Consider the following 23,315-nt stretch of genomic DNA (forward strand, 5'->3'; position numbering starts at 1 on the left):
CTAACGTCACTGCTGCGGATGCGCCTGATTCAGGCGGCATCCCGCTGCGGTTGCTCTTGACGGAGCGCCTGCTGAAGCGCGAGGACGATTCGCCCAAGGTAGGCGTAGTCGTGGATTCGACGTCAACGTTGCCGGCAGCCTGACGCCTGAATGGCGGGTAATAGGTGACTATGCGTATGTCGATGCCGAGGTGATCAGGGACAACGTGCTGCGCTCAGTCTCGCGGCTGATGAACATCCCGAATAACAGCTTCAACCTTCTGAATATCGAAGTGAAAAACCTGTTCGACCGAGATTATGAAGAGGGCGCATTTGGCAACATCTATGCCTGTCCGGGGGCGCCGCGAACCGTGCAAAGTCGGTAATACCTACATCTTGTACCGTGCAGTGCTGGTAGACGCCTCACCTGCCGCGTTATTGCAGCAGGTGAGGCAATTTGCGCCGGCTGTAGCGGCCGCATACGCAGCACTGATTTGTGGGCGGATCTGATAAACCGCTGAGCAAGTTGCGGAAACTGGCGAAAAAATGTGGAAATGATCCTTAGACAGAGGAGAATTTTTCCTGAAAGCCAGAAACGACAAAGCCCTGAATAATCAGGGCTTTGTCGTATCAAATATGGCGGAGGCGATGGGATTCGAACTCATGGACCTGTTACAGTCGACGGTTTTCAAGACCGTTGCCTTAAACCACTCGGCCACACCTCCGTTGCGTTGCGGGCGCCATAATACCTGAATGAAACACACTGTCAAACTCTGTGCATGGCTTGTTACAGAGCGTCTGTTATGATCTTTGCGACTGAACGTTTCAAACCAACAGGAGTGTCGCCATGCGCGAACAGGATTACGCAGTTCACAACAGCGTGCAGGCTGAGCAGCTAGAGGTTAGCCGCGTCCTGCGCAACACTTACGGTCTACTGGCGCTCACCCTCGCATTCAGCGGTGTGATGGCGTTCGTAGCCCAGCAGATGCGGGTCGGCTACCCGAACATTTTCGTGGTGCTGATCGGTTTCTACGGGCTGTTCTTCCTCACCAACAAGCTTCGTGATTCCGCCTGGGGCCTGGTGTCGGCGTTTGCCCTGACCGGTTTCATGGGTTTCCTGCTCGGCCCGATCCTCAACCGTTACCTGGGCATGCAGGGCGGCGCTGAAGTCGTAAGCTCCGCATTCGCGATGACCGCACTGGTGTTTGGTGGTCTGTCGGCCTACGTGCTGATCACCCGCAAGGACATGAGCTTCCTCGGTGGTTTCATCACCGCCGGTTTCTTCGTCCTGCTGGGCGCGACGCTGGCGAGCATGTTCTTCCAGATCAGCGGTCTGCAACTGGCGATCAGCGCAGGTTTCGTACTGTTCTCGTCGGTCTGCATCCTGTTCCAGACCAGCGCCATCATCCATGGCGGCGAGCGCAACTACATCATGGCGACCATCAGCCTGTATGTATCGATCTACAACCTGTTCGTCAGCCTGTTGCAGATCTTCGGCATCATGAGCCGCGACGACTGATCGCTGCACCGCTATAAACAGAAAACCCGCGAAAGCGGGTTTTTTGTTGCCTGCGAAAAAGAGAGCAGGCGATCAATTGATCACGATGCTGCCATCAGCCTGTTGCTTATAGATCGTGTAGGGCAACAGCAATGTATCGAGCACTCCCGACACGGCCGCATCGACCAGCAGGCCCGGCGTCGCGTTCTTGTAGTTGAACGCATCGACGTCATCCGGCTTTTCGGCGTGCAGCAGGCAGAAGTCGTACGTCACGCCACTGTAGATGCGCGGTACGGCGCCGCAGTAGGATTTGTTAGCCTTCAACTGCTCGGTGGAATGCTTGTCACTGAATGCTACGGTCTGCACCGTCCCGCACCCAGCCAGCATCAACGCCGCCAGCATCATTGCCTGAATTTTCATGCCGCCAATCCTTCGCCGGAAAAACTCAATCTTCGCCGCTTATCCCATCGGCGGCAATCGACGTTTCACCGGGGTCTTCTTGACGATCGCGGTATTGGTTTCCGCCAGGGTATTCAGCCGGTCGAGCAGGGTATCGAGCTGCTCCATCGAGCGCACATGCAGACGAGCGATAAAACAATCCTCGCCAGTAACCTTGTCGCATTCGGTGAATTCGGGAATCGACAGGATCTGCCGCTCGACTTCCTGCAATTGCCCCGGCAATGGCCGTACCCGGACAATCGCCTGCAACTGATAACCGAAGCACTTCGGGTCGATCTCCACGGTGTAGCCCTTGAGCACACCGCGTTCTTCCAGGCGGCGCAAGCGCTCGGCCACGCTGGGCGAGGACAGCCCGCTGATCTGCGCCAGCGCCTTGAGCGAGCGCCGCGAATCCTCCATCAAGGCCCCGATCAGGATCTGGTCGATATCGTCGGTCATACAAAACTCCTGCATTAGGCGAATGGCTCAAACCACCCTTGATAAAAAAGGCAGAAATCGAGTGTAGCCTGCTTTTTGCGCTGGAGAAGCCTCGGTCTCGCTTGGCATACTTTTGCCACACATTAAGGAGATTGATGATGGACAAAACAATCCGTCGCGGCTCATTCGAAATGACCGCCGCCATGCTGATATCCGGGACGATCGGCTGGTTCGTGCTGGTGTCCGGGCAACCGGTGCTGGACGTGGTGTTCTGGCGCTGCGTGTTCGGCGCCGGGACTTTGTTGCTGATCTGCGCCGCTTTCGGCTTCCTGCGGTCAGGCATTCTGACCCGCGCCACATTCCTGCTTGCTGTGCTCAGTGGGGTGGCGATTGTCGGCAACTGGGTATTGCTGTTCGCTTCTTATTCACGGGCTTCGATTGCCATCGGGACGGCGGTGTACAACGTGCAGCCGTTCATGTTGGTGGGGCTGGCGGCGCTGTTTCTCGGCGAAAAGATCACCCTGCAGAAGCTGTTCTGGCTGGCGATTTCTTTCATGGGGATGCTGGCCATCGTCAGTGCCCACGGCGGGCAGGGCGAGGGCGGCAGTGACTACCTGACGGGGATCGCACTGGCGCTGGGGGCGGCGTTTCTGTACGCCATCGCTGCGTTGATCATCAAGCGCCTGAGCGGCACGCCGCCGCATCTGATTGCGCTGATCCAGGTCTGCACCGGTGTGTTGCTGCTCGCGCCGTTCGCCCATTTCTCGGCAATGCCCGAGGCACCAAGCGCTTGGGCCAGTCTGGTGACGCTGGGCATTGTCCATACCGGCCTGATGTACGTTCTGCTCTACGGTGCGATCCAGAAATTACCGACCGCATTGACCGGCGCGCTGTCGTTCATCTACCCGATCGCGGCGATTTTCGTCGACTGGTTTGCTTTCGGTCATCAACTGCAAACCCTGCAATGGATCGGCGTGGCGGCGATCCTGTTGGCCGCTGCCGGCATGCAACAGGGCTGGGGCCTGAAGGCGCGGCGCCTGGCCGCGCAGTAAACCTCAGATATTCCAGCGCGGCGCAGTCTTCGCCAGACGCTGGCGCATCTCGCTGATGTTGGCTGCCAGTTGCCGGGTCAACAGACGGTAACCGTCCAGCGGGCTGTAGACCGGCGTGTCGAGGCTGGCGTCCGGCAATTCCACCGGGCGTCCCAACCGCTGGGATGCGCCGGTTTTCAACGCCCGGGCCATGCCGATCAATTGCACGCGAATATGCCGGTGCTCGGCCCTGAGCGCCGCTTGCAGGTGCGCCATGGCGTCGGGATCGTTGGCGTCCGGGCGGATGTTGCCAAGGATTTCCAGAGTGCTGATGCACATGCGCAGGTTACGCTGGATCGCGTCCAGTTCGGTCATCGAGACTTTGACTTCCTTGGACACCGACGGCATCAGCGAACGCAGTTGCACCATCACCGCGTTCAGCCGGCTCATCAACTTCAAGTGTTCGTCGGCCGTCACCGGTTGGCCACCGATGATCCGCCCGTACACCGTGGCGCAATCACGCAACGCATCGGCCAGGTTGTAGCGCCACGAGTACACCGCGTACAGCGGCAGGGCGAAAGAAAAGGCCAGGGCCAGGGCGATACCGATCAGGATATCGACCCCGCGCCACAGCCCGTCGGTGATCGGGTTGTCGCCATGCCCGGCGACGATGAAAACGGTGATGGCCGAGAGCAGGGCGGTGTAACCGCCCTTGCCGATGGCGTGATACGAAAAGAATCCGCACACCACCGCCATTGCAAAATAGGTCAGCCACGGCATGCCCAGCCACGCATGCTGCGCCACCAATAACAGGCCGACGCCGGCGCCGATCAAGGTGCCGGTGGCGCGTTCGGCGGCTTTCTTGCCGATGTTGCCGTGGTGTTGCAAGCCGCCGATTACCACCAGCATGGTCACCGACGCCCATTCGCCGTGGGGCAGATTGATGCCGGTGGTCAGCAGGATCGTCGCCAACAACCCCAGTGCGACCCGCACCGCGTGAATGGTTCGTGCATGGCGATAGCGTCGATACGGATCAAGCAATGGCCGCAGGATCCGCCGCAACAGCGGCGGCCAGCGATGGGGGCTGAAAGTACTCAGCGCTGATTCCTCCTCAGAAGATGTAGTCGGTGGCGATGAAGTTCGAATCGCGCCCGCGAATGATTTCGCTGATCAGATCCTTGTTGGGTTCCTGGAACTTGGTTGCCACCAGCGTACGGATCGAAAACACCCGCAGTGCATCGTGTACCGACAGCGTGCCCTCGGCGGAGTTCTTGCGCCCGTTGAACGGGTAAGTGTCCGGACCGCGCTGGCACTGGGCGTTGAGATTGATCCGACCGACCTGGTTGGCAAAGGTGTCGACCAGTCGACCGACCGCCACCGGGTTGGTGCCGAAGATGCTCAGTTGCTGGCCGAAGTCCGACTCCAGGACGTAGTCGATGACGGTGTCGAGGTGACGGTACGGCACGATCGGCACCACCGGGCCGAATTGCTCTTCCTGATACACGCGCATCTGCGGCGTCACCGGGTACAGCACCGCCGGATAGAAGAACGAGGCCCGCGCTTCGCCACCATCAGGGTTGACCACCTGGGCGCCCTTGCTCTGCGCATCGGCCACCAGACCATGCAGATAATCGACCTTGCCCGACTCCGGCAGCGGCGTCAGCGAAACCCCGCTGTCCCACGGCATGCCCGGTTTGAGGCTGGCCAGTTTGGCGTTGAATTTCTCGATGAAGTTTTCGACCACGTCTTCATGCACGAACAGGATTTTCAACGCGGTGCAGCGCTGGCCGTTGAACGACAGAGAGCCGGTAACCGCTTCGCTGACGGCATTGTCCAGATCCACCTCGGGCAGAACGATGCCGGGGTTCTTCGCATCCAGCCCCAGCGCGGCGCGCAAACGGTGTGGTTTCGGGTGCAGTTTTTTCAGGTCGCTGGCGGCCTTGTTGGTGCCGATGAAGGCGAAGATGTCGATCTTGCCGCTGGCCATCAGCGCACTGACGGTCTCACGGCCGCTGCCGTAAATCACGTTGATCACGCCGGTCGGGAAGCTGTCGCGGAAGGCTTCAAGCAATGGGCGGATCAGCAGCACGCCGAGCTTGGCCGGTTTGAACACCACGGTGTTGCCCATGATCAGCGCCGGAATCAGCGTGGTGAAGGTCTCGTTCAGCGGATAGTTGTAGGGGCCCATGCACAGCGCCACGCCAAGCGGGACGCGGCGGATCTGGCCGAGGGTGTCCTGTTCCAGCTCGAAGCGGCTGGAGCGGCGGTCGAGTTCTTTCAGTGCATTGATGGTGTCGACGATATAGTCGCAGGTGCGGTCGAACTCTTTTTCCGAGTCCTTGAGGTTTTTGCCGATTTCCCACATCAGCAGTTTCACCACGGCATCGCGCTGTTGGCGCATGCGCCCGAGGAAGGCCTCGACGTGCTGGATGCGTTCGGCCACGCGCAGGGTCGGCCACAGGCCCTGGCCCCGGTCGTAGGCGCGCACGGCGGCGTCGAGGGCGGTGAGGGCGGTGTCGGCGTCCAGCAGCGGCGTGCTGCCGAGGATCACTTGTTCGTCGCCGTTGTCGCCCTGCAGATAGACCGGGCTGCGCACGGTGGCGAGCGGGCCGTCCCAGCGGCGCAACTCGCCATCGACCAGGTATTCGCGTTGTTCGACCTGACCGTCGAGGCGGTATTTTTCCGGGATGTCGCTGACAGAAGGGAACAGGTTGCCAAGGATGTTTGCTGTGGTCATGTCGCTACCCCGCGTCATTGAAAAAGTCTGTAACGGTTATACGCCTGAACGCGCCGAAATTTAAACCCGCAAATGTCACGCGAATGTCACGCGAAACCGCACAGCAGAGCGGGCATCCACCCTTGAGGCATTCCCACGCGGCGCGTGGGAACGATCGTCTTCGGTAATGGGCTGGCCCCGTTTGCCCCCCTCAATGTCCCGCAATGCCCTCAACCCGCCGACCTGCCTGCCTTAAGGTGTGACCACAACAATAAGCGAGGCCGTTATGCGGGCAATCCGACTCACATTATTACTGGCATTGGCCATGACGCTGCCTGGCTGTGGCGAAGACCCCAAGCCCCCGGCCAGCACCAACAACGCCATTCCCAAAGACCCGGCGCTGGCGCAGATCTACGCCAACAGCTGCCAGCTCTGCCACGCCAACCCTGCCGCGAATGCGCCGTTGACCGGTGACCGCAAGGCCTGGGAACCGCGCATCCAGCAGGGCGCCGATACGCTGCTCGACCACGCCATCAACGGCTACAACGGCATGCCGCCGATGGGCCAGTGCGTCGAGTGCTCGGAAGAGCAATTCCTTCAGTTGATCGGCTTCATGGCCGATCAGCCGCTCCCACAATAAGGATCCTGGCATGCCGATAGATCTGACACGCCGGCAGTTGTTGCAACGGGCAAGCATCGTCGGAGCGTTCAGCGCGCTGGCTTCCAATCCGGCGCTGGGCCAGTTGATGCGCGCGCCACGGCTGATTCCCTGGCGCAACTGGTCGGGCGGCCAGAGCTGCCTGCCGGCGGCGCGGGTGGCGCCGAAGAATCTGGATGAACTGACGACGATCATTCAGCAGGCAACTGGCAAGATCCGCCCGGTCGGCTCGGCGCATTCCTTCAGCGCGCTGGTGCCAACCGACGGTACGCTGTTGTCGCTCAGCTACTTCAACGGCCTGCTCGATCACGACCCGAAAACCCTGCAAGCCGAATTCGCCGCCGGCACGCCGATGTCGCGCATGGGCGTACCGCTCAAGGACGTCGGTCAGGCCCTGCAAAACATGGCCGACATCGATTATCAGACCCTGGCCGGGGCCATTTCCACCTCGACTCACGGCACCGGCAAAACCTTCCAGTCCTATTCCGCCCACGTCTGCGGGATGCAATTGGTCACCGCCAGCGGCGAAGTGCTGGATTGCGACAGCCAGCGTCACCCCGAGGTATTCAACGCCGCCCGTGTATCCCTGGGCGCGCTGGGCGTGGCGACCAAAATCCGCCTGCAAAACCGCCCGGCCTATCGCCTGCGCGAACGCCAATGGATCGCCAGGACCGAAGAGCTGCTGGAAGACATCGACAAGAACACAAGCGAAAACCAGCACTGGGAAATGCTCGTCGTCACCCATTCCGACTACGCCTTGTCGATCGCCCTCAACGAAACCACCGACCCGCCCACGCCGCCGATCCCGCCTGAAGAGGAGGGCGGCAACGAGTTCGTGACCCTGATCGAGAAGATCGACAAGTACGGCAGCGATTTCCCGGACTTGCGCAGTTCGCTGCTCAACAGCCTGCGGCATCTGGCGAGCTTTGATGACCGGGTTGGTGACTCGTTCGACATCTACGCCAACGTGCGCACCGTGCGCTTCAATGAAATGGAATATTCGGTGCCCGCTGAACATGGCCCGGCGTGTCTGCGGGAGATTCTCAAGCTGATCCGCGACAAGGACCTGCGCACCTGGTTTCCCATCGAATACCGCTATGTGAAGGCCGACGACATTCCGCTGAGCATGTTCGAGGGCCGCGACAGCTGCTCGATCTCGGTCCACCAGCATTACCAGATGGACCACCATAACTTCTTCGCCGCGATCGAGCCGATCTTCTGGAAGTACAACGGCCGGCCGCACTGGGGCAAATTGCACACGCTCAACGCCCGCACGTTGCAAACGCTCTATCCGCGCTGGCAGGAATTCATTCAGGTACGCCAGGCGCTGGACCCGAGCGGCAAGTTTCTCAACGGGCATCTGTCGTCGATTCTGGGGGTGAGCTGATGGCGGTCAATCGACGTAATTTCGTGCTCGGGACTTTGGGTGTCGGCGCTTTGCTGGTGGGGGTTGGCGCATGGCTGCGGCCGGGGGATCGCGGCGGGCCTTACAGCGACTATTTCCGGGCGCTGAACAATGAACTCAAGAGCAAAGGCCCGATGCGCCCGGTGTTGCTGATTGATCTGGATCGCCTCGACCACAACATCGACGTGGTGATGCGTTCGGTCAATCGTGCGGGCAAGCAGTTGCGGCTGGTGGAGAAATCCCTGCCGTCACCGGGCCTGCTCAGCTACATCGGCCAACGGGCAGGGACGCAGCGACTGATGTCGTTTCATCAGCCGTTTCTCAATCATGATGCGGTGACGTTTCCGCAATCGGACATCCTGCTCGGCAAGCCGCTACCGGTGCGTTCGGCGGAGATTTTCTACCAGACCCACAAAGGCCCGTTCGACCCGGCGAAACAACTGCAATGGCTGATCGACAACCCCGAACGCTTGCAGCAATACCTCGCGCTGGCCCAGGGCTTGGGCACTCGCATGCGGATCAACATCGAGCTGGACGTCGGCCTGCACCGGGGCGGCGTCAGCGATCTGAACGTGCTCGGGCAAATGCTCGCGCTGATCGCCGCCAACCCGCAGCATCTGGAATTCGCCGGGTTCATGGGCTACGACCCGTTCGTGGGTATGGGTGTGCCGGGGATTCTCGGTTCGCCCGAGGAACTGTTCGCCAGGGTGATGGTGATTTATCAGCGCTGCGTCGACTTTATCCGGCAGCAATACCCGGCGCTCTGGCACGACGGCTTGTGCCTGAACACTGCCGGCAGCCCGAGTTACCGCATGCATGAAAACGAGCACCTGAGCACTGAGGTGTCGGTGGGCACGGCGATGCTCAAGCCGACTCATTACGACTTGCCTTCTCTGGTTGAACACGAACCCGCCGCGTACATCGCCACGCCGGTGTTGAAAAGCACCGGAGCAGTAAACATTCCGGCGCTGGATGACAAGTCGAAACTGTTTTCGTGGTGGGACACCAACCAGCGCCAGACTTTCTTCATCTACGGCGGTAACTGGATGGCCGAGTTCGAATCGCCGCCGGGGCTTCAAAGCAATGGCGTTTACGGCCGTAGCTCGAATCAGGAGATGGTCAATGGTTCGAATGCCGTGGGGCTGACGGTGGAGGATCAAGTCTTTCTGCGACCGACCCAGACCGAAGCCGTCCTCCTGCAATTCGGTGATTTGCTGGCGGTACGTGGCGGCAAGATCGTCGATACCTGGCCGGTTTATTCCTGACCAATAAAACAAGCTCGCTCCCACAGGTTTTTATGGTGCCTGATCGATCTCATTCGATTTCCGCAATGAAGCTTTTATGACAAAAGTTCGGTAGCACATCGCCAGTCCGGTCATGCCTATGTAACGCGCTTGAGGGGCCCTTTGGGCGCTTTTCACAAGCCGAGGCGGGACGCCGGGAGTGAGGCAATGGGGACTATGGAACGCTACTCGAAAGTAGGCATGCAGGAACTCGATCAACGCCTGTCGAAGATCGTTGAAGCCGCGCGTAAGAAGCCGGTTTCGGTGTATCGCTACGGTGCGCCGTGGGTCTGGATCGTGTCGCAGGATGACTGGCAGGGCGCCTTGAAAGAGGTCTCCAGTTATATTCCGCCGGGTCATTCGCTGGTGCTGCTGCGCCCGCAGATCGATGACCTGCTCGACGCCCATCGCGACCTCCTGCACGACCTCGATGCCCAACCCGGCATGCTGATCGCCCCGCAGACGGTCATGCATATCCTGCTGCTGCAACTGCTGTATTCGGTGCCCAGCGAGCAGCAGCTCTATGAACAGCTCAATTACAACCTGCTGTTCCGCTGGTTTGTCGGCCTCGGCCTGAACCAGAAAGTCTGGAGCTTCAACGTCCTCAGTCGCGACATCGCCACGTTGCTCAACGAGCCGCGTGCGGTGCAGCTCATCCAGAAAATCATCGGTGAAGTGTTCTGCGGCGCGCTGCTGCAAATGCCCGAGTTCTCGCTGAACTTCGCGCTGCTGCACACCTGGCTGGGCAAACACACCGGGCCCCGCACGTCAGCAATTAACAACGCCAGTAATTGACGCACACGCAAGGCGCATGAGCGCCAACAGGTCATCGCGAATTTCAGGGGGTAGTGTGGAGCAGATTTTCACGTCACGGCTGGCGCTGTGGGGCTGGCTGCTGGTGACGGCCGGCGTGCAGCCGGCGTTCGCCGATGAGGCCGCAAACGCAGGTGCGCAACGTCTGGTGGACGTCAACGAATACTTCGTGCGCGGCAACACTGTGCTCGATGCGCGGGCCATCGAAGAAGCGGTGTACCCGTTCCTCGGCCCGCAAAAGGCCTTGAGCGACATCGAAGGCGCGCGAGACGCCTTGCAGAAGGCTTATCAGGAACGCGGCTACCAATCGGTGTTCGTCGAACTGCCGGAGCAAGCCGTGGCCGACGGCATCGTCTATCTGCAAGTCAGCGAAACCAAGGTCGGCCGGGTGCGTGTGGTCGGCGCCAAACACTATTCGCCGCTGGACATCCGCGACAACGTCCCGGCGCTGAAGGAAGGCGAGGTGCCGGACTTCGCCAAGGTCCAGGGCGAACTGGCGCAACTCAACAAGACCCCGGGCCGGCAGGTGATGCCGCTGGTGCGCGAAGGTCAGCGCCCCGGCACCATGGACGTCGATCTGCAAGTCGAAGACCAGAACCCGTGGACCGCCAGCGTCGGCCTGAACAACGACTACAGCGCCGACACCGAAAAACTGCGTACTGTCACCAGCCTCGGTTACAACAATCTTTGGCAGTTGGGGCACAGCGTCAACCTGACGTTCTTCACCGCGCCCCAGGAAACCGACAATGCCAAGGTCTGGTCGGGCTCCTACACCGCGCCGCTGACCGAGCGCTGGAGCGTGCAGTTCTCCGGCTACCAGTCCGACAGCAACGTCGCCACCCTCGGCGGCAGCAACGTGCTCGGCAAGGGCCATTCCTACGGGTTAGCGGCGATCTACACGATCCCGTCCAGCGGCAACTGGTCGAACTCGCTGTCGGCCGGCATCGACTTCAAAGACTTCGACGAGCGCCTGACCCTGTCCGGCGAAAGCGACAAGGTGCCGCTCAAATACGCGCCGTTCACCTTCGCCTACAACGGCTATCGCTACAGCGAAAAGAGCCAGCTCGGCCTCGGCCTGAGCCTGGTCGCGGCCACTCGAAGCTTCTTCGGTTACGGCAGCTCCGACGAAGACTTCGACTACAAACGCTACCGCGCCAACCCGAGTTTCGCCGTGCTCAAGGGCGATACCAACTTCACCTGGACCTTCGACAGCGACTGGCAGAGCGCAAGCAAAGCCGCGTTCCAGCTGGCGTCGGGGCCGCTGGTTTCCAACGAACAATTCTCCGCTGGCGGTGCGACTTCGGTGCGCGGCTATCTGGCCGCTGAACGTACCGCCGATGACGGCTTTCTGCTGAGCGAAGAACTGCGCACACCGTCGCTGGCCAAGTACGTCGGCGGCTGGATGCAGGACTGGCGCTTCTACGCCTTCGCCGAGGGCGCGCAACTCTACCTGCGCGACGAACTGCCGGACCAGGATGCCAATTACGCCCTGGCCAGCGTCGGCCTCGGCACCCGCGCCAGCCTCAGCAAATGGCTGTCCGGCAGCCTCGACTGGGGCTACCCGCTACTCGAAGGGCCGAACACCTCGAAACAGGAATCGCGCCTGCACTTCAACCTTCAGGCCACTTTCTAACAAGGAGCACCTCCATGCAGCGCCTTTTCCTTTCGTTGTTGATCTGCCTGGGCTTCGTGCTCCCGGCCACGGCTCAGGCCTGGTGGCAGGACGACTGGCACTACCGCAAACAGATCGCCGTCGACACCACGCCGCAAGGCGCCGCGATCAATCAGGCCCTTGGCCGCACCGCGCTGCTGGTGCGCCTGCACACCGGCAACTTCACGTTTGACGGCGTGAAAGAGGACGGCTCGGACCTGCGTTTCGTCGCCGCCGATGACAAGACCGTGCTCAACCACCAGATCGAAAGCTTCGACGCGCTGATGGGCATGGCGCTGATCTGGGTCGACGTGCCGAATGTCGAGGGCGGTCAGCGTCAGGACATCTGGATGTACTACGGCAACCAGAAGGCGCCGGCCACTGGCAACGGCCAGCTTACGTTCGATCCGAATTACACCGCGCTCTATCACTTCGAGGGCGCCACCGGCACCCCGGCAAAAGACACCACCGCCTACGGCAACACCGCGCAGAGCGCCACTGGCAGCGCGATTGACGGCGTAGTAGGCCGGGCCTTGCAGTTCAGCGGCCAGCCGTTGCTGTTGCCGGCCAGTCCGTCGCTGCAGCACAACGCCGGCAGCGCGTTCACCTTCAGTGCCTGGTTGCGACTGGATCAGGCTAACGGCGAGCAACTGATTCTGGCCCGTCGCGAAGGCGCCCACAGCCTGCTGGTCGGTGTGAATCAGGGCGTACCGTTCGTGGAAATCGACGGCCAGCGCGCCGTCGCCACGCAACCGCTGAATCCAGGTCAATGGCAGCACGTCGCACTGACCGCTGAAGGCGCCAAAGTGACGCTGTACATCAACGGTCGCGAAGGCGCATCGCTCGCTCAAGCGATGCCGGCGTTCAACTCGGTCATGGCCATCGGCGCTGATCTGCATGAAGGTCCTTTCCAGCCGTTCGTGGGTGCCATCGATGAGCTGCGTCTGTCGAAAGTCGCCCGTCCGGCGCCGCTGTTGCTGGCTGACGCCACTTCCCAGGGCGCCGAGTCGAAACTGGTGGCTTACGGCGTCGATGAAGAACAGTCCGGCTTCGGTTTCGGCAGCCTCGGTTTCCTGCTCAACGCCGTGCCGGTCGATGCCTGGGTGATCATCGCGGTGCTGGTGCTGATGATGTTCCAGTCGTGGATCATCATGCTGCGCAAGAACCGCACCCTCAGCCGCGTCACCGCCGCCAACGAAGACTTCCGCGTGCAATTCGCCAAGGTTGGCACTCGCCTGGAAATGTTCGCCGACGACACCCAGCTCGCCCAGCGCTTGCAGCATTCGCCGCTGTGGCGCCTGTATCAGGTGGCGGTGAAAGAGATCCGCACCCGCCGCGAGCAGGGCGCCGATACCTCGTCGGTTTCGGCGGCGACCATCGAAGCGATCCGCTGCTCCATGGACGGCGTGCGCACCCGGGAAAACCAGCAACTGAGTTCGAAACTCTCGACCCTGTCCAACGCCATCGCCGGCGGCCCGTACATCGGCCTGCTCGGCACCGTGCTGGGGATCATGGTGGTGTTCCTCGGCACGGCCATGGCCGGTGACGTAAACATCAACGCCATCGCGCCAGGCATGGCGGCAGCATTGCTCGCTACCGCCATGGGCCTGTTCGTCGCGATCCCGGCGCTGTTTGGCTACAACCGCCTGATCACTCGCAACAAGGAAGTCAGCGCCGACATGCGTGTGTTTGTCGACGAGTTCATCACCCGTCTGGCGGAGATGCACGGCGAAGGCCAGTCCAGTGAGGCGGCGCATCAGCGCGGTCATCACGCCAATCACTCCGTACCGGCCTGAGGAGCACTGACATGGCGTCCGTAAATGCCTCCCACGACGATGACGAAGATGCAGCGGTGGACAGCATCAACATCACGCCACTGGTGGACGTGCTGATGGTGGTGCTGGTGATGTTCATCCTCACTGCCACCGCGCAGGTCTCCGGGATTCAGATCAACCTGCCCAAGGCCAGCGCCGCCGTGTCGCTGTCCGAGGCCAAGACCAAGGCGATTTCGGTCAACGATGGCGGCCAGGTGTTCCTCGACGCCTACCCGGTGACGCTGCCGGAGCTGGAAGAACGCCTGCGCATCGAGAAGGCGCAGAACCCGGACTTCCCGGTGATCGTGCGCGGCGATGCCACGGTGCAATACCAAAAGGTCATCGAAGTGCTGGATCTGTTGCGCCGGCTCGAACTGTCCCAGGTCGGTCTCGTTACCGGCAAACCGACGCAGGGCTGAGTGATGACTGCACAACTGCCAATCGAGCCTCTACCGGTGAAGAAGTCGCCACTGCGCTACGTGAAGTGGGGCGCCGGGCTGATCCTCGGTGCGCTCGCCGCGTGGTTCCTGTGGCAGTGGGCCAACGACATGAGCGGTATCCGTCGGGAAGCGCCGAAGGTGCCGACGATCATTCCCTTGCCGCCACCGCCACCTCCGCCGCCGGAAAAACCGCCGGAGCCGGAAACCCCGGTCGAGGAAAAAGTCGTCGAGCCCGAGCCAACGCCGGAGCCGCAAGAGGTCAAGCCTGAAGAGGAAGCACCGCCATCGCCGGCCGACGACCTGGCCAACCCGATGCAGATCGACGGCGACGCCCAGAGCGGCAGCGACGCGTTCAACATCGGCGCGGGCAAGGGCGGTGGCATGGCCGGCGCCGGCGGTGGGCGACTGGGCAACGGCACCTACAGCCAGTTCCTAGCGTTCACCTTCCAGAAGCTGCTGCGCGAAAACCCCGACCTGCGCAACCTGGCGTTTTCGCTGCAGGCCGATGTGTGGCTGAGCAGTGTCGGCGAGATCACCCGGGTCGAGCTGATCAAGTCCAGCGGCAACCCCGAGATCGATACGCAAGTGCTCGCCGCGCTGCGCAACGCGCCCGCTTTAAGCGAGCGGCCACCGGCCTCCATCACCTTGCCTGTGCGCATGTCCCTGCAAGGGCGGCGTCCGGGTTAACCGAATTCATAAAGCTGTATGAAAAGGAGTTGTGTGCAGATGATTTCCAACGTGAATCGATTGTCCCTGGCGGTCGGCATGGTCATCGCGACCCTGGTCGGTCAGGCCGCGGCAGCGCCAGCGCCCTCGGAGAACGCCACGATCAATCTGATCCGCTTGCTGGTCGAGCAGGGCATTCTGAAACAGGACAAGGCCGACGCGCTGATCGCCCAGGCCCAGAACGAAGCGGCCCAGGCCAAACAGGCTGCGGCGTCCACCGCTGTGGCCGCCGGGCCGGTCGCCGCACCGGGCGATGTGCGGGTGCAATACGTGCCGGCGGCGGTGCGCGACCAGATCCGTGATCAGGTCAAGGCCGAAGTCATGGCCACCGCCAAACAGGAAAACTGGGCCGCGCCCAACACTTTCCCGGACTGGGCGTCACGCATCAGCTTTGACGGTGACATTCGTCTGCGTGACGAATCGCGCTACTACTCGGGCAGCAACAGCAACGAAATCGTCGACTTTGCCAAGCTCAACAACAACGGCCCTTACGACGTGAATCCAAACAGCAGCACCGCGTTGCCGCCGTTGCTCAACACCCGCGAAGACCGCGAAAACCTGTTCCGCCTGCGCGCACGGCTGGGCATGAAAGCGGCGATTTCACCGCAATGGACCGCCGGCATCCGCATCGGCACCGGCTCGGACAACAACCCGGTGTCGACCACCCAGAACCTCGGCGGTGGCTTCTCGAAAAAGGACATCTGGCTCGATCAGGGTTACCTGACCTGGAAGCCGTCGGATGAGCTGACCCTGACCGGTGGCCGCTTCGCCAACCCGTTCCTGTCCACCGACATGCTGTATTCCAACGACCTCAACTTCGACGGCGTGGCGGCCATCTTCGACCACAAGCTCAACCGCGACTGGGGCGTGTTCGGCACCCTCGGCGCGTTCCCGGTGGACTACACCAACGACACCACCACCAGCAACGGCTTCGACAAGGAAGAAAGCGATAACAAATGGCTGTACGGCGCGCAAATCGGCGCCAAATGGGCGATCAACAGCAACAACCGCTTGAAAGGCGCGCTGGCCTACTACCGCTTCGACGACATCGAAGGCCAGCGCTCCAGCCCTTGCGAACCCTGGGCCGGCGCACCGGGCTGCGACAGCGATGGTACGCGTGCGGCGTTCATGCAGAAGGGCAACAGCGTGTTTCTGCTGCGTGACATCACGCCGAACCCGCTCAACCCGAGCACCACGCCGCAGCCGCAATTCGTCGGCCTGGCGTCCGAGTTCAACCTGCTGGACCTCAACGTGGTGTGGGACGCCGACCTGCCGGAAGACTTCAAACTGCGCAGCCAGGGCAACTACATCCACAATCTCGGCTACGACGAAGGCGACATGCGCAAGCGTTCGGCCGGGCAACTGGTCAACAACCTCGACAGCAGCGGCAACATCGAAAGCGGCGCCAATGCGTGGATGGTCCAGTTCACCCTCGGCAACGCGCTGGAGCTGAAGAAGCAGGGCGACTGGAACCTGTTCGCCGGCTACAAGTACATCCAGCCAGATGCCTTGCCGGATGGCTTCAACGACTCGTCCTTTCACCTCGGCGGCACCAACGCCAAGGGCTATATCCTCGGCGGCAACTACGGCCTGGCAAAGAACGTTTACGCCACCGGCCGCTGGATGAGCACCGAGGCGGTGTACGGTGCGCCGTTCGACGTCGACGTCATGCAGCTTGAGATCAACACGCGCTTCTAGAGCGCCGGGAGAGGGTTATGAAAATCCGCTTTTTATGGCTTGGGCTCGGGATGTTGATCGCCACCGGGGCGAGCGCCGAAGGCATGGAGGAACGCCTGCGCACGCAATTGCGCAGCACTACCCAGCAACTGCAAACCCTGCAAAGCCAGCAGGCCCAGGCCAGCGCCGCGCAACTGGCGGCGCAGAACGAGGCCAAGGCAGCACAGGCGCAAATCAAGCAATTGACCGCTGAACTGGCCAAGGCCAAAGGCCTTGCCGAGCAACTGGCCGGGCAGCAGCAAACCTTGCACAGCCAGGCCCAGGCGCAAGTCGCCGCCAGCAACGAGCAGACCGGCAAGTTCAAGAAGGCCTACGAAGAGCTGTTGGTCCTGGCCCGTGCCAAAGAGGCAGAACGGTCTAAGCTTCAAGCGCAATTGACTGAGCGTGACACACAAGTGCAGCAATGTTCGGTCAAGAATCAGCAGATGTACGGCGTGGCCAAGCAGATTCTCAGCGCCTACGAAAACATCGATGTGGCCGAGGTGATGAAGATTCGCCAGCCCTTCGCCGGCAGCGCCCGGGTCAAGTTCGATGAGCTGGCTCAGGGTTTCGGCGATGAACTGTACAAGACTCAATTCGATGCGCCGCAAGCCGCGATTGCGCACTGATTAAAAGACTCATGGACAAGGAAGACGTAATGACTCAATTGATCTCCCACGTATCCCCGCAATCCCTGACCGACGTGCTTCAAGCCGCCGGTTATCGTGTCAACCAGACCGAACAGAACGGCATCGTCCAGTTGCTCAGCGCCAGCCAGGGCATCGGTTACGCCGTGCGTTTCGGCAACCCGGCGGTGGCGGAACAGGGCAGCTACGTCGACTTCACCTTCAGCTGCGCCTTGCGCGTGCAGGGTGAGTTGCCGGCCGGTGTGGCCGAGCAGTGGAACGCGACCCGCCGCTTTGCCCGGTTGTCGTTGCAGGGCGAGTTCCTGGTGATGGAAATGGACGTGGTGGTGGCCGCTGGCGTCAGCAACGATCACCTGCGCGGCAACCTGGAATTGTGGGACCGTCTGTTGCAGGAATTCATCGTTTACCTGCGTGATTTCACCCAGAACGCCGCTGCCGCTCAGGCTCCAAAGGTTGAGCAAGAGGAAGTTGCGCTGTGACGAAACCTGCCATGGTAATCAGCGCCGCTGCGGTGGCGCTGTTGGTGGTGGCCGTGGCGCTGGTGGTGCGGCCGGGCAATGACCCGGTCGCCGCCCAGCAACCGGCGCCGGTGATTGCGGCGAACAATGGACCGGCAGTGGCCAGATTAGGCAATCAGCAGGTTTCGCCGGAAGAATTGCAGGCGCTGCTGGCCGCCGTACCGCCCCAGACCCGCGAACAACTGCGCGGCAATCGTGAGGCGCTGGAGCGCTGGATACGTTCACGCCTGGCCGAAAAAGCCGTGCTGGAACAGGCTGATGCCCAAGGCTGGGCGCAACGTCCGGACGTGGTTCGGCAAACCCGTGCCGCCACCGAGCAGATCGTGTTTCGCGACTATTTGCAGTCGGTGAGCCAGGTGCCGGCGGATTACCCGAGCGACGCCGAGTTGCAGCAGGCGTATGACGCGGGCAAGGCCAACTGGCAGACGCCGGCGCTGTATCGGGTCAGCCAGATTTTCCTCGGGGTGAACGAGCCGCAGAATCTTGAAACCGTGCGCAAGCAGGCTACGGAATTGAGCAAGAAAGCCCAGGCGGCCCCGGCGGAGTTTGCAGCGCTGGCCAAGGAATTTTCCCAGGACCGCCTGACCGCTGAACGTGGCGGTGACACCGGCCTGCAACCGTTGCAGCAACTGGTGCCGCAAGTGCGTGGTGCCGTGGCGCGACTCAAGGTTGGCGCGGTGTCCGATCCCGTTCAAAGCAGCGCCGGTTTCCACGTCATCAAACTCACCGAACAGCAACCGGCCCGTATCGCGACCCTCGACGAACTGCGCGATCAACTGACCCAGGCCTTGCGGGCTCAACGTCAGGAGCAGATCGCCCAGGCGTATCTGGACGGCATGCTCAACACCGCGACGCTGAGCATCGACGGGGCCGAGCTCAATAAAGTGCTGGAGGAAAAACTGTAATTCAGATCCACCTCTGAACTCTGTGGGAGCGAGCTTGCTCCGGGCGGCGTTCCGACGAAAGCGGTGTATCTGGCAATGAGATGTTGCGTGTGCCGATGCCTTCGCGAGCAAGCTCGCTCCCACAATGGATTTATGCAAAGGCAAACAACAAAGATCGACAGGGAGTCATCGATGTCATTCACCGAACCCGCAGCACGACAAAGCAGCGCCGAATTTCGCTGGCCCAAGGACAAGGATGAACCCTGGCTGGCGCAAGCCGCGACGCTCGACAGTGACGTCGCGCAATACTTTCTGGTCAGCGCACGTTGCGGCTGCTTCATGCAGGCCGCCCGCAGCCTCAACGTGCGCTCGACCCTGCTGCGCAAACAACTGGCGCAACTGGAACAACAACTGCAATGTGCGCTGTTCAGCTTCCAGGGCAGCGCTCTCAGCCTGACCCGCGAAGGCCAGCAATTGCAGGCGCAACTGGTGGCCCTGGCCCACGAACGCAAACTCCCGGTGATCGAGCAGCCCCTGATCAGGCTGGCGGTCGCCGAATCGATCCTGCACGACATCCTCGGACGCGACCTCATCGCACTGCTGCGCCGCAACGCCAGCGTGCGCCTTGAGATCATCGCCCTCGACAGCGAACTGGCCCTGCGCGCCGTCAGCGCCGACATCGTGCTGTGGCTCGCCCACGGCGAAACCCCGCACCCCGGCCCGACCTTCGCCACCAGCGAACCGCAACGCCTCGCGCAACTGGAATATCAGCCGCACATCGCCAAACGCTACTCCCGCGTGACCGCACGACCAGAAAGCCCGGATGATCTTGCCGATTTCATGCTGGTGCAATGGCAGCATGACCGGCAGATCGACAGCTTCCGGCCCTGGAACAATCTGGTCGAACAGCGCCTGGCCGGAGTGGTGCAGATGCAGTCCTACGAGCTGATGCTGGAGATGATCCGGTGCAGCGCATGCATTGGTTTGTTGCCGATGTACATGAGCCGGTTTGATCGCGGGCTGGTGGCGTTGCCGGGGGTATTTGAGGAGGCGATGCGGTTGCAGGCGTGGTTGGCGGTGAACAGTGAATCGCAGGAGGTCGGGGAGGTGCAGACCTTGGTGGAGTTGATTCAACGCACGTTCAATGAGCGACAGGAGTGGTTTGAGTAGTTTTTCTCAGATCGTAGATCGTTCCCACGTCGAGGCGTCGAACCGTCCGCGTGGGAATGCCTCAAGGGACGCTCCGCGTTCCAGCTCCGGAAGGGACGCGGAGCGTGCCGGGCTGCATTCCCACGCAGACGGTTCGACGCCTCGACGTGGGAACGATCATCGAATTAAAGCGGCGCCTCAGTCTTCAACTCCAGATTATCCAGCGCCCGGTTCACCGCCAGTTCCCCCAGCATGATCAATTGCGCAATCCCCAGCAGCACATGCCGATGCGAGCCGTCCACCAGCCCGGCGAAATCGCTGGCCATGGTTTTGGCCGAGGTCAGGGTTTCGCAGGCGTCGGCCAGCAGTTCTTCGCTGTCGACGCCGGGGGCGATGAGGTAGCGGGTGTTGGGTTTGAGCAGCGGTTTTCTGGGGTGGAACGGATTGAGGTAGTGATCGAGGGCGCGTTCGGCGGCTTCGTGGAATTTCTTGGAATCGAGGGTTTCGTAGGGCGAGGTCGGGTCGGTTTCGGGTGGATTGGGTGTTGGTTTGATCATGATTGAATCTCCAGAGTCATGGAGCTGCCACGATTCGCTGCGATACGAAGGGGTGGCAGCTATACGCGGGTCGCAGACCGGGACTCTAGAACCGGCAGACCCGAGGGTCTCCCACGTACAGCCGCCATAAAACTGGAGGGTGTTGTGCGTCTAGAGATCGCGGGCTGCGAGACCCGATCACTGATTCATCAGCGACCCGGAAACGATAGAGTCGGCCCCCAAGGCACACAAGCCGGCGGATTCTGGCGGATGCGTAGGCAATGGCGCAAGGCGTTGTGGCTTGCTGGAAGTTTCGGTCAACGGCTTTAAACAGGCATGGCGAATCCGTGAGGAAGCGGTTTACATTGACCGGCCACGCACTGATCCAGGAGGGATCGTTCATGCTTGAGCACAACCCCGCGATTGATCTCGAACGCTTCAACGAATGCCATCTTGAAGGCGTCACCGCGCTCTACAACGACCCGGCGTTAGCGCGGCAAGTGTTGCAGATGCCGTTTCAATCCTCCGAGATCTGGCGCCAGCGCCTGATGCCGGACAGCGAGCGGGTGTTGAAACTGGTGGCACTGCACCAAGGGGTGGTGATCGGTTATCTGGGGCTGGAGGCTTTTTCCCGGATTCGTCGCAGTCATGCCGGCAGCATCGGGCTGAGTGTTGCGGTAGCCTGGCAAGGCAAGGGGGTGGGGACGAAACTGATGGCGGCGGCGCTGGACGTTGCCGACAACTGGATGAACCTGCACCGCGTCGAGCTTTCGGTGTACGCCGACAACGAGGCGGCCATCGGCCTCTATCGCAAGTTCGGCTTCGAAACCGAAGGGCTGTTCCGCGATTACGCCGTGCGTGACGGGCAATGGGTCGACACCCTGAGCATGGCGCGTCTGCGCCAGACGCCAAAGGTTTGAAAGATCGTTCCCACGCTCCGCGTGGGAATGCAGCCCGGGACGCTCCGCGTCCCTTCCGGAGCTGGAACGCGGAGCGTCCCTTGAGGCATTCCCACGCAGACGGTTCGACGCCTCGACGTGGGAACGATCAAGGGTGAGGGGGCTGTCCCAGACACAACTCACATTTCGAGGTTGACCCACCCCGGCTTCGCCACCTCCGGCGCCACCGCCTTCACGGTTTTACCCGTAGCCATCTCAACTCGCCGAGCCACCTCCGGATCATCCGCAAACGGCGTCAGACTCGCCTCATCCAGGCTTTCAGCCGTTTCATGGCGCAAGCAGTACTCAACCGCCAACCATAGAAACAGCACACCCAGCACATTCAAGAAAACATCGAACATGACCGGCTCCCTTTATCAGGCGATCTGCGCTTCACGGTGGGCAATTGCAACATCCGCCACCCGCACCGTGCGCCACACGTTGTAGGCCATCAGCAGCATGCCGCTGAGGAAGAACACCCCGCCTGCAAACCGCACCACAAACCCGGGATGGCTGGCCTGCAGCGCCTCGACGAACGAATAAGTCAGCGTGCCGTCCTCGTTGATCGCCCGCCACATCAGGCCCTGGGTAATCCCGTTGACCCACATCGAAGCGATGTACAAAACGGTACCGATGGTCGCCAGCCAGAAGTGCAGGTTGATCAGCGGCGTGCTGTGCATCCGCTCGCGGCCAAAGACTTTCGGCACCATGTGATAGGTCGCGCCGAAGGTGATCATCGCCACCCAGCCGAGGGCGCCGGCGTGGACGTGGCCGATGGTCCAGTCGGTGTAGTGGGAGAGGGCGTTGACGGTCTTGATCGCCATCATCGGGCCTTCGAAGGTCGACATGCCGTAGAACGCCAGCGACAGGACGAGGAAACGCAGGATCGGGTCGGTGCGCAACTGATGCCACGCGCCGGACAGCGTCATCATCCCGTTGATCATGCCGCCCCAGCTCGGCGCGAGCAGGATCAGCGACATCGCCATCCCCAACGACTGCGCCCAGTCCGGCAGCGCGGTGTAATGCAAGTGGTGGGGACCTGCCCAGATGTACAGGGTGATCAACGCCCAGAAGTGCACGATTGACAGGCGGTACGAATACACCGGCCGATTGACCTGTTTCGGCACGAAGTAATACATCATCCCGAGGAACCCGGTGGTCAGAAAGAAGCCCACCGCGTTGTGCCCGTACCACCACTGCACCATGGCGTCGGTGGCGCCGGAATACACCGGATAGGACTTGAACCAGTCCACCGGGATCGACAGGTGATTGACCACGTGCAGCATGGCGATCACCAAAATGAATGCGCCGAAGAACCAGTTGCCGACGTAGATGTGTTTGGTCTTGCGCTGCATCACGGTGGTGAAAAACACGATGGCGTATGCAACCCAGACCACGGCCATCCAGACCGCGCCGGAGAATTCGATTTCGGCGTATTCCTTGGTGGTGGTGTAGCCCATCGGCAGGCTGACCAGCATGATCACGATCACTGACTGCCAGCCCCAGAAAGTGAACGCGGCGAGTTTGTCCGAGTACAGTCGCACCTGGCAGGTCCGCTGCACCGCGTAATAACTGGCGGCAAATTGCGCGCTGCCGGCGAAACCGAAAATCACCAGGCTGGTGTGCAACGGTCGCAAGCGGCCGAAGGTGGTCCACGGCAGGTCCAGATTCATGTCCGGCCATACCAGTTGCGAGGCGATCCATACCCCCATCGCCATGCCCACGACACCCCAGAAAACAGTGGCGATGACGAATTGGCGGACGACCTTGTAGTTATAAGCCTGTCCGATTGTTGCTGTGCTCATGGTCAATTCTTCCACGGTTGCAAAGTCTTGCCAGGCCACCCGGTCTGGCACGAGCTGCACTGTAGAAACCCCGCCGGAAACAAAACAGGCTCAGGAATTGTTCATTTATGCGGATCAGATCCAGGCGCTGCCTGCGGCCATCTGCCGCGTCCTGATACGGTTTTTATGCGTTCAGCTGAATCTGTAACGGGCTGCGCTGCAACGTCATAGTGCTTTCAGGAATCTGTGGGAAC

The 23,315-nt window shown here is 61.2% G+C and carries 23 protein-coding genes, 1 tRNA gene and 1 pseudogene; 17 read left to right on the forward strand and 8 right to left on the reverse strand.

Translation table 11 applies throughout. The annotated features are described in order from the left end of the window. Positions 1–67: 67 nt before the first annotated feature. Positions 68–364, forward strand: a pseudogene (locus tag AC1MDC_RS14605) (TonB-dependent siderophore receptor); the annotation flags it as partial. A 251-nt stretch (positions 365–615) separates the two neighbouring features. Here AC1MDC_RS14605 and AC1MDC_RS14610 read toward each other — a convergent pair. Continuing rightward, a tRNA-Ser gene (locus AC1MDC_RS14610) sits at positions 616–703 on the reverse strand. 122 nt (positions 704–825) lie between these two features. Here AC1MDC_RS14610 and AC1MDC_RS14615 point away from each other — a divergent pair. Beyond that, the gene (locus AC1MDC_RS14615; RefSeq protein WP_007955123.1) at positions 826–1,497 is read left to right on the forward strand and encodes a Bax inhibitor-1/YccA family protein; all 672 of its coding nucleotides are present in this window, start codon (positions 826–828) and stop codon (positions 1,495–1,497) included. Positions 1,498–1,569: 72 nt separating this feature from the next. Here AC1MDC_RS14615 and AC1MDC_RS14620 read toward each other — a convergent pair whose 3' ends face one another. Together AC1MDC_RS14620 and AC1MDC_RS14625 are read right to left on the reverse strand one after the other, a co-directional pair. Further along, on the reverse strand, positions 1,570–1,896 hold the full coding sequence (locus tag AC1MDC_RS14620; RefSeq protein WP_085703955.1) for a YceK/YidQ family lipoprotein: 327 nt from the start codon (positions 1,894–1,896) through the stop codon (positions 1,570–1,572). A 39-nt stretch (positions 1,897–1,935) separates the two neighbouring features. Then, positions 1,936–2,373, reverse strand: coding sequence for an Lrp/AsnC family transcriptional regulator (locus AC1MDC_RS14625; RefSeq protein ID WP_085700731.1), 438 nt, complete (start codon positions 2,371–2,373; stop codon positions 1,936–1,938). A gap of 137 nt (positions 2,374–2,510) precedes the next feature. Between AC1MDC_RS14625 and AC1MDC_RS14630 the strand changes: the two genes are divergently transcribed. Beyond that, positions 2,511–3,404 carry a DMT family transporter gene (locus AC1MDC_RS14630; protein ID WP_085700730.1) on the forward strand — a complete coding sequence of 298 codons (894 nt, stop codon included), beginning with the start codon at positions 2,511–2,513 and terminating at the stop codon, positions 3,402–3,404. A gap of 3 nt (positions 3,405–3,407) precedes the next feature. On the opposite strand, the gene AC1MDC_RS14635 is transcribed toward AC1MDC_RS14630, so the two are convergent. Both AC1MDC_RS14635 and AC1MDC_RS14640 read right to left on the reverse strand, forming a co-directional pair. After that, positions 3,408–4,448 carry an FUSC family protein gene (locus AC1MDC_RS14635; protein WP_170929792.1) on the reverse strand — a complete coding sequence of 347 codons (1,041 nt, stop codon included), beginning with the start codon at positions 4,446–4,448 and terminating at the stop codon, positions 3,408–3,410. 46 nt (positions 4,449–4,494) lie between these two features. Beyond that, on the reverse strand, positions 4,495–6,120 hold the full coding sequence (locus AC1MDC_RS14640; RefSeq protein WP_266200470.1) for an NADP-dependent glyceraldehyde-3-phosphate dehydrogenase: 1,626 nt from the start codon (positions 6,118–6,120) through the stop codon (positions 4,495–4,497). Positions 6,121–6,385: 265 nt separating this feature from the next. Here AC1MDC_RS14640 and AC1MDC_RS14645 point away from each other — a divergent pair, with 265 nt between their 5' ends. The 13 genes from AC1MDC_RS14645 to AC1MDC_RS14705 all read left to right on the forward strand — a co-directional run bounded on the left by AC1MDC_RS14645 (position 6,386) and on the right by AC1MDC_RS14705 (position 19,824). Beyond that, entirely contained in the window at positions 6,386–6,739 is a 354-nt protein-coding gene (locus AC1MDC_RS14645) for a c-type cytochrome (RefSeq protein ID WP_085683848.1), read from the forward strand. A 76-nt stretch (positions 6,740–6,815) separates the two neighbouring features. Further along, the gene (locus tag AC1MDC_RS14650; RefSeq protein ID WP_480393256.1) at positions 6,816–8,144 is read left to right on the forward strand and encodes a D-arabinono-1,4-lactone oxidase; all 1,329 of its coding nucleotides are present in this window, start codon (positions 6,816–6,818) and stop codon (positions 8,142–8,144) included. A gap of 74 nt (positions 8,145–8,218) precedes the next feature. Beyond that, on the forward strand, positions 8,219–9,427 hold the full coding sequence (locus tag AC1MDC_RS14655; protein ID WP_480393257.1) for a DSD1 family PLP-dependent enzyme: 1,209 nt from the start codon (positions 8,219–8,221) through the stop codon (positions 9,425–9,427). 186 nt (positions 9,428–9,613) lie between these two features. Next, positions 9,614–10,240 carry a transposase gene (locus AC1MDC_RS14660; RefSeq protein WP_085703965.1) on the forward strand — a complete coding sequence of 209 codons (627 nt, stop codon included), beginning with the start codon at positions 9,614–9,616 and terminating at the stop codon, positions 10,238–10,240. A gap of 55 nt (positions 10,241–10,295) precedes the next feature. Further along, positions 10,296–11,891 (forward strand): ShlB/FhaC/HecB family hemolysin secretion/activation protein, encoded by a 1,596-nt coding sequence (locus tag AC1MDC_RS14665; RefSeq protein WP_480393235.1) that lies wholly within the window; start codon positions 10,296–10,298, stop codon positions 11,889–11,891. Between the two features lie 14 nt (positions 11,892–11,905). After that, positions 11,906–13,705: a DUF2341 domain-containing protein gene (locus AC1MDC_RS14670; protein WP_480393236.1), complete on the forward strand. Its 1,800-nt coding sequence runs from the start codon at positions 11,906–11,908 to the stop codon at positions 13,703–13,705. 11 nt (positions 13,706–13,716) lie between these two features. Then, positions 13,717–14,142 (forward strand): ExbD/TolR family protein, encoded by a 426-nt coding sequence (locus AC1MDC_RS14675; RefSeq protein WP_007955109.1) that lies wholly within the window; start codon positions 13,717–13,719, stop codon positions 14,140–14,142. A 3-nt stretch (positions 14,143–14,145) separates the two neighbouring features. After that, entirely contained in the window at positions 14,146–14,850 is a 705-nt protein-coding gene (locus tag AC1MDC_RS14680) for an energy transducer TonB family protein (protein ID WP_085700721.1), read from the forward strand. Positions 14,851–14,889: 39 nt separating this feature from the next. Further along, positions 14,890–16,587, forward strand: coding sequence for a putative porin (locus AC1MDC_RS14685; protein ID WP_480393237.1), 1,698 nt, complete (start codon positions 14,890–14,892; stop codon positions 16,585–16,587). Between the two features lie 17 nt (positions 16,588–16,604). After that, positions 16,605–17,234: a DNA repair protein gene (locus AC1MDC_RS14690; protein ID WP_085700719.1), complete on the forward strand. Its 630-nt coding sequence runs from the start codon at positions 16,605–16,607 to the stop codon at positions 17,232–17,234. Between the two features lie 29 nt (positions 17,235–17,263). Continuing rightward, complete coding sequence (locus AC1MDC_RS14695) at positions 17,264–17,731, forward strand: YbjN domain-containing protein (RefSeq protein WP_085700718.1); 468 nt, start codon at positions 17,264–17,266, stop codon at positions 17,729–17,731. A gap of 11 nt (positions 17,732–17,742) precedes the next feature. Next, positions 17,743–18,675 (forward strand): peptidylprolyl isomerase, encoded by a 933-nt coding sequence (locus AC1MDC_RS14700; RefSeq protein ID WP_480393258.1) that lies wholly within the window; start codon positions 17,743–17,745, stop codon positions 18,673–18,675. Between the two features lie 171 nt (positions 18,676–18,846). Beyond that, positions 18,847–19,824, forward strand: coding sequence for a LysR family transcriptional regulator (locus AC1MDC_RS14705; RefSeq protein ID WP_085703974.1), 978 nt, complete (start codon positions 18,847–18,849; stop codon positions 19,822–19,824). Between the two features lie 164 nt (positions 19,825–19,988). On the opposite strand, the gene AC1MDC_RS14710 is transcribed toward AC1MDC_RS14705, so the two are convergent. Then, on the reverse strand, positions 19,989–20,360 hold the full coding sequence (locus AC1MDC_RS14710) for a DUF6124 family protein (protein ID WP_085703976.1): 372 nt from the start codon (positions 20,358–20,360) through the stop codon (positions 19,989–19,991). Between the two features lie 380 nt (positions 20,361–20,740). Between AC1MDC_RS14710 and AC1MDC_RS14715 the strand changes: the two genes are divergently transcribed. Beyond that, a complete protein-coding gene (locus AC1MDC_RS14715) occupies positions 20,741–21,259 on the forward strand; it encodes a GNAT family N-acetyltransferase (protein ID WP_085700714.1) in 519 nt (172 codons plus the stop codon). 158 nt (positions 21,260–21,417) lie between these two features. Here AC1MDC_RS14715 and AC1MDC_RS14720 read toward each other — a convergent pair whose 3' ends face one another. Together AC1MDC_RS14720 and ccoN are read right to left on the reverse strand one after the other, a co-directional pair. After that, entirely contained in the window at positions 21,418–21,639 is a 222-nt protein-coding gene (locus tag AC1MDC_RS14720; RefSeq protein WP_085703978.1) for a CcoQ/FixQ family Cbb3-type cytochrome c oxidase assembly chaperone, read from the reverse strand. 15 nt (positions 21,640–21,654) lie between these two features. Then, the gene (gene ccoN / locus AC1MDC_RS14725) at positions 21,655–23,082 is read right to left on the reverse strand and encodes a cytochrome-c oxidase, cbb3-type subunit I (RefSeq protein ID WP_085703980.1); all 1,428 of its coding nucleotides are present in this window, start codon (positions 23,080–23,082) and stop codon (positions 21,655–21,657) included. Positions 23,083–23,315: the final 233 nt, after the last annotated feature.

This window comes from Pseudomonas sp. 1 (genome assembly GCF_056626735.1).

What these genes read in the sequence shown, in the direction of transcription:
- AC1MDC_RS14615 (WP_007955123.1), top strand. Translation starts at nt 826, where the DNA reads ATGCGCGAACAGGATTACGCAGTTCACAACAGCGTGCAGGCTGAGCAG.
- AC1MDC_RS14620 (WP_085703955.1), bottom strand. Translation starts at nt 1,896, where the DNA reads ATGAAAATTCAGGCAATGATGCTGGCGGCGTTGATGCTGGCTGGGTGC.
- AC1MDC_RS14625 (WP_085700731.1), bottom strand. Translation starts at nt 2,373, where the DNA reads ATGACCGACGATATCGACCAGATCCTGATCGGGGCCTTGATGGAGGAT.
- AC1MDC_RS14630 (WP_085700730.1), top strand. Translation starts at nt 2,511, where the DNA reads ATGGACAAAACAATCCGTCGCGGCTCATTCGAAATGACCGCCGCCATG.
- AC1MDC_RS14640 (WP_266200470.1), bottom strand. Translation starts at nt 6,120, where the DNA reads ATGACCACAGCAAACATCCTTGGCAACCTGTTCCCTTCTGTCAGCGAC.
- AC1MDC_RS14645 (WP_085683848.1), top strand. Translation starts at nt 6,386, where the DNA reads ATGCGGGCAATCCGACTCACATTATTACTGGCATTGGCCATGACGCTG.
- AC1MDC_RS14660 (WP_085703965.1), top strand. Translation starts at nt 9,614, where the DNA reads ATGGGGACTATGGAACGCTACTCGAAAGTAGGCATGCAGGAACTCGAT.
- AC1MDC_RS14670 (WP_480393236.1), top strand. Translation starts at nt 11,906, where the DNA reads ATGCAGCGCCTTTTCCTTTCGTTGTTGATCTGCCTGGGCTTCGTGCTC.
- AC1MDC_RS14675 (WP_007955109.1), top strand. Translation starts at nt 13,717, where the DNA reads ATGGCGTCCGTAAATGCCTCCCACGACGATGACGAAGATGCAGCGGTG.
- AC1MDC_RS14680 (WP_085700721.1), top strand. Translation starts at nt 14,146, where the DNA reads ATGACTGCACAACTGCCAATCGAGCCTCTACCGGTGAAGAAGTCGCCA.
- AC1MDC_RS14685 (WP_480393237.1), top strand. Translation starts at nt 14,890, where the DNA reads ATGATTTCCAACGTGAATCGATTGTCCCTGGCGGTCGGCATGGTCATC.
- AC1MDC_RS14690 (WP_085700719.1), top strand. Translation starts at nt 16,605, where the DNA reads ATGAAAATCCGCTTTTTATGGCTTGGGCTCGGGATGTTGATCGCCACC.
- AC1MDC_RS14695 (WP_085700718.1), top strand. Translation starts at nt 17,264, where the DNA reads ATGACTCAATTGATCTCCCACGTATCCCCGCAATCCCTGACCGACGTG.
- AC1MDC_RS14700 (WP_480393258.1), top strand. Translation starts at nt 17,743, where the DNA reads ATGGTAATCAGCGCCGCTGCGGTGGCGCTGTTGGTGGTGGCCGTGGCG.
- AC1MDC_RS14705 (WP_085703974.1), top strand. Translation starts at nt 18,847, where the DNA reads ATGTCATTCACCGAACCCGCAGCACGACAAAGCAGCGCCGAATTTCGC.
- AC1MDC_RS14710 (WP_085703976.1), bottom strand. Translation starts at nt 20,360, where the DNA reads ATGATCAAACCAACACCCAATCCACCCGAAACCGACCCGACCTCGCCC.
- AC1MDC_RS14715 (WP_085700714.1), top strand. Translation starts at nt 20,741, where the DNA reads ATGCTTGAGCACAACCCCGCGATTGATCTCGAACGCTTCAACGAATGC.
- AC1MDC_RS14720 (WP_085703978.1), bottom strand. Translation starts at nt 21,639, where the DNA reads ATGTTCGATGTTTTCTTGAATGTGCTGGGTGTGCTGTTTCTATGGTTG.
- ccoN (WP_085703980.1), bottom strand. Translation starts at nt 23,082, where the DNA reads ATGAGCACAGCAACAATCGGACAGGCTTATAACTACAAGGTCGTCCGC.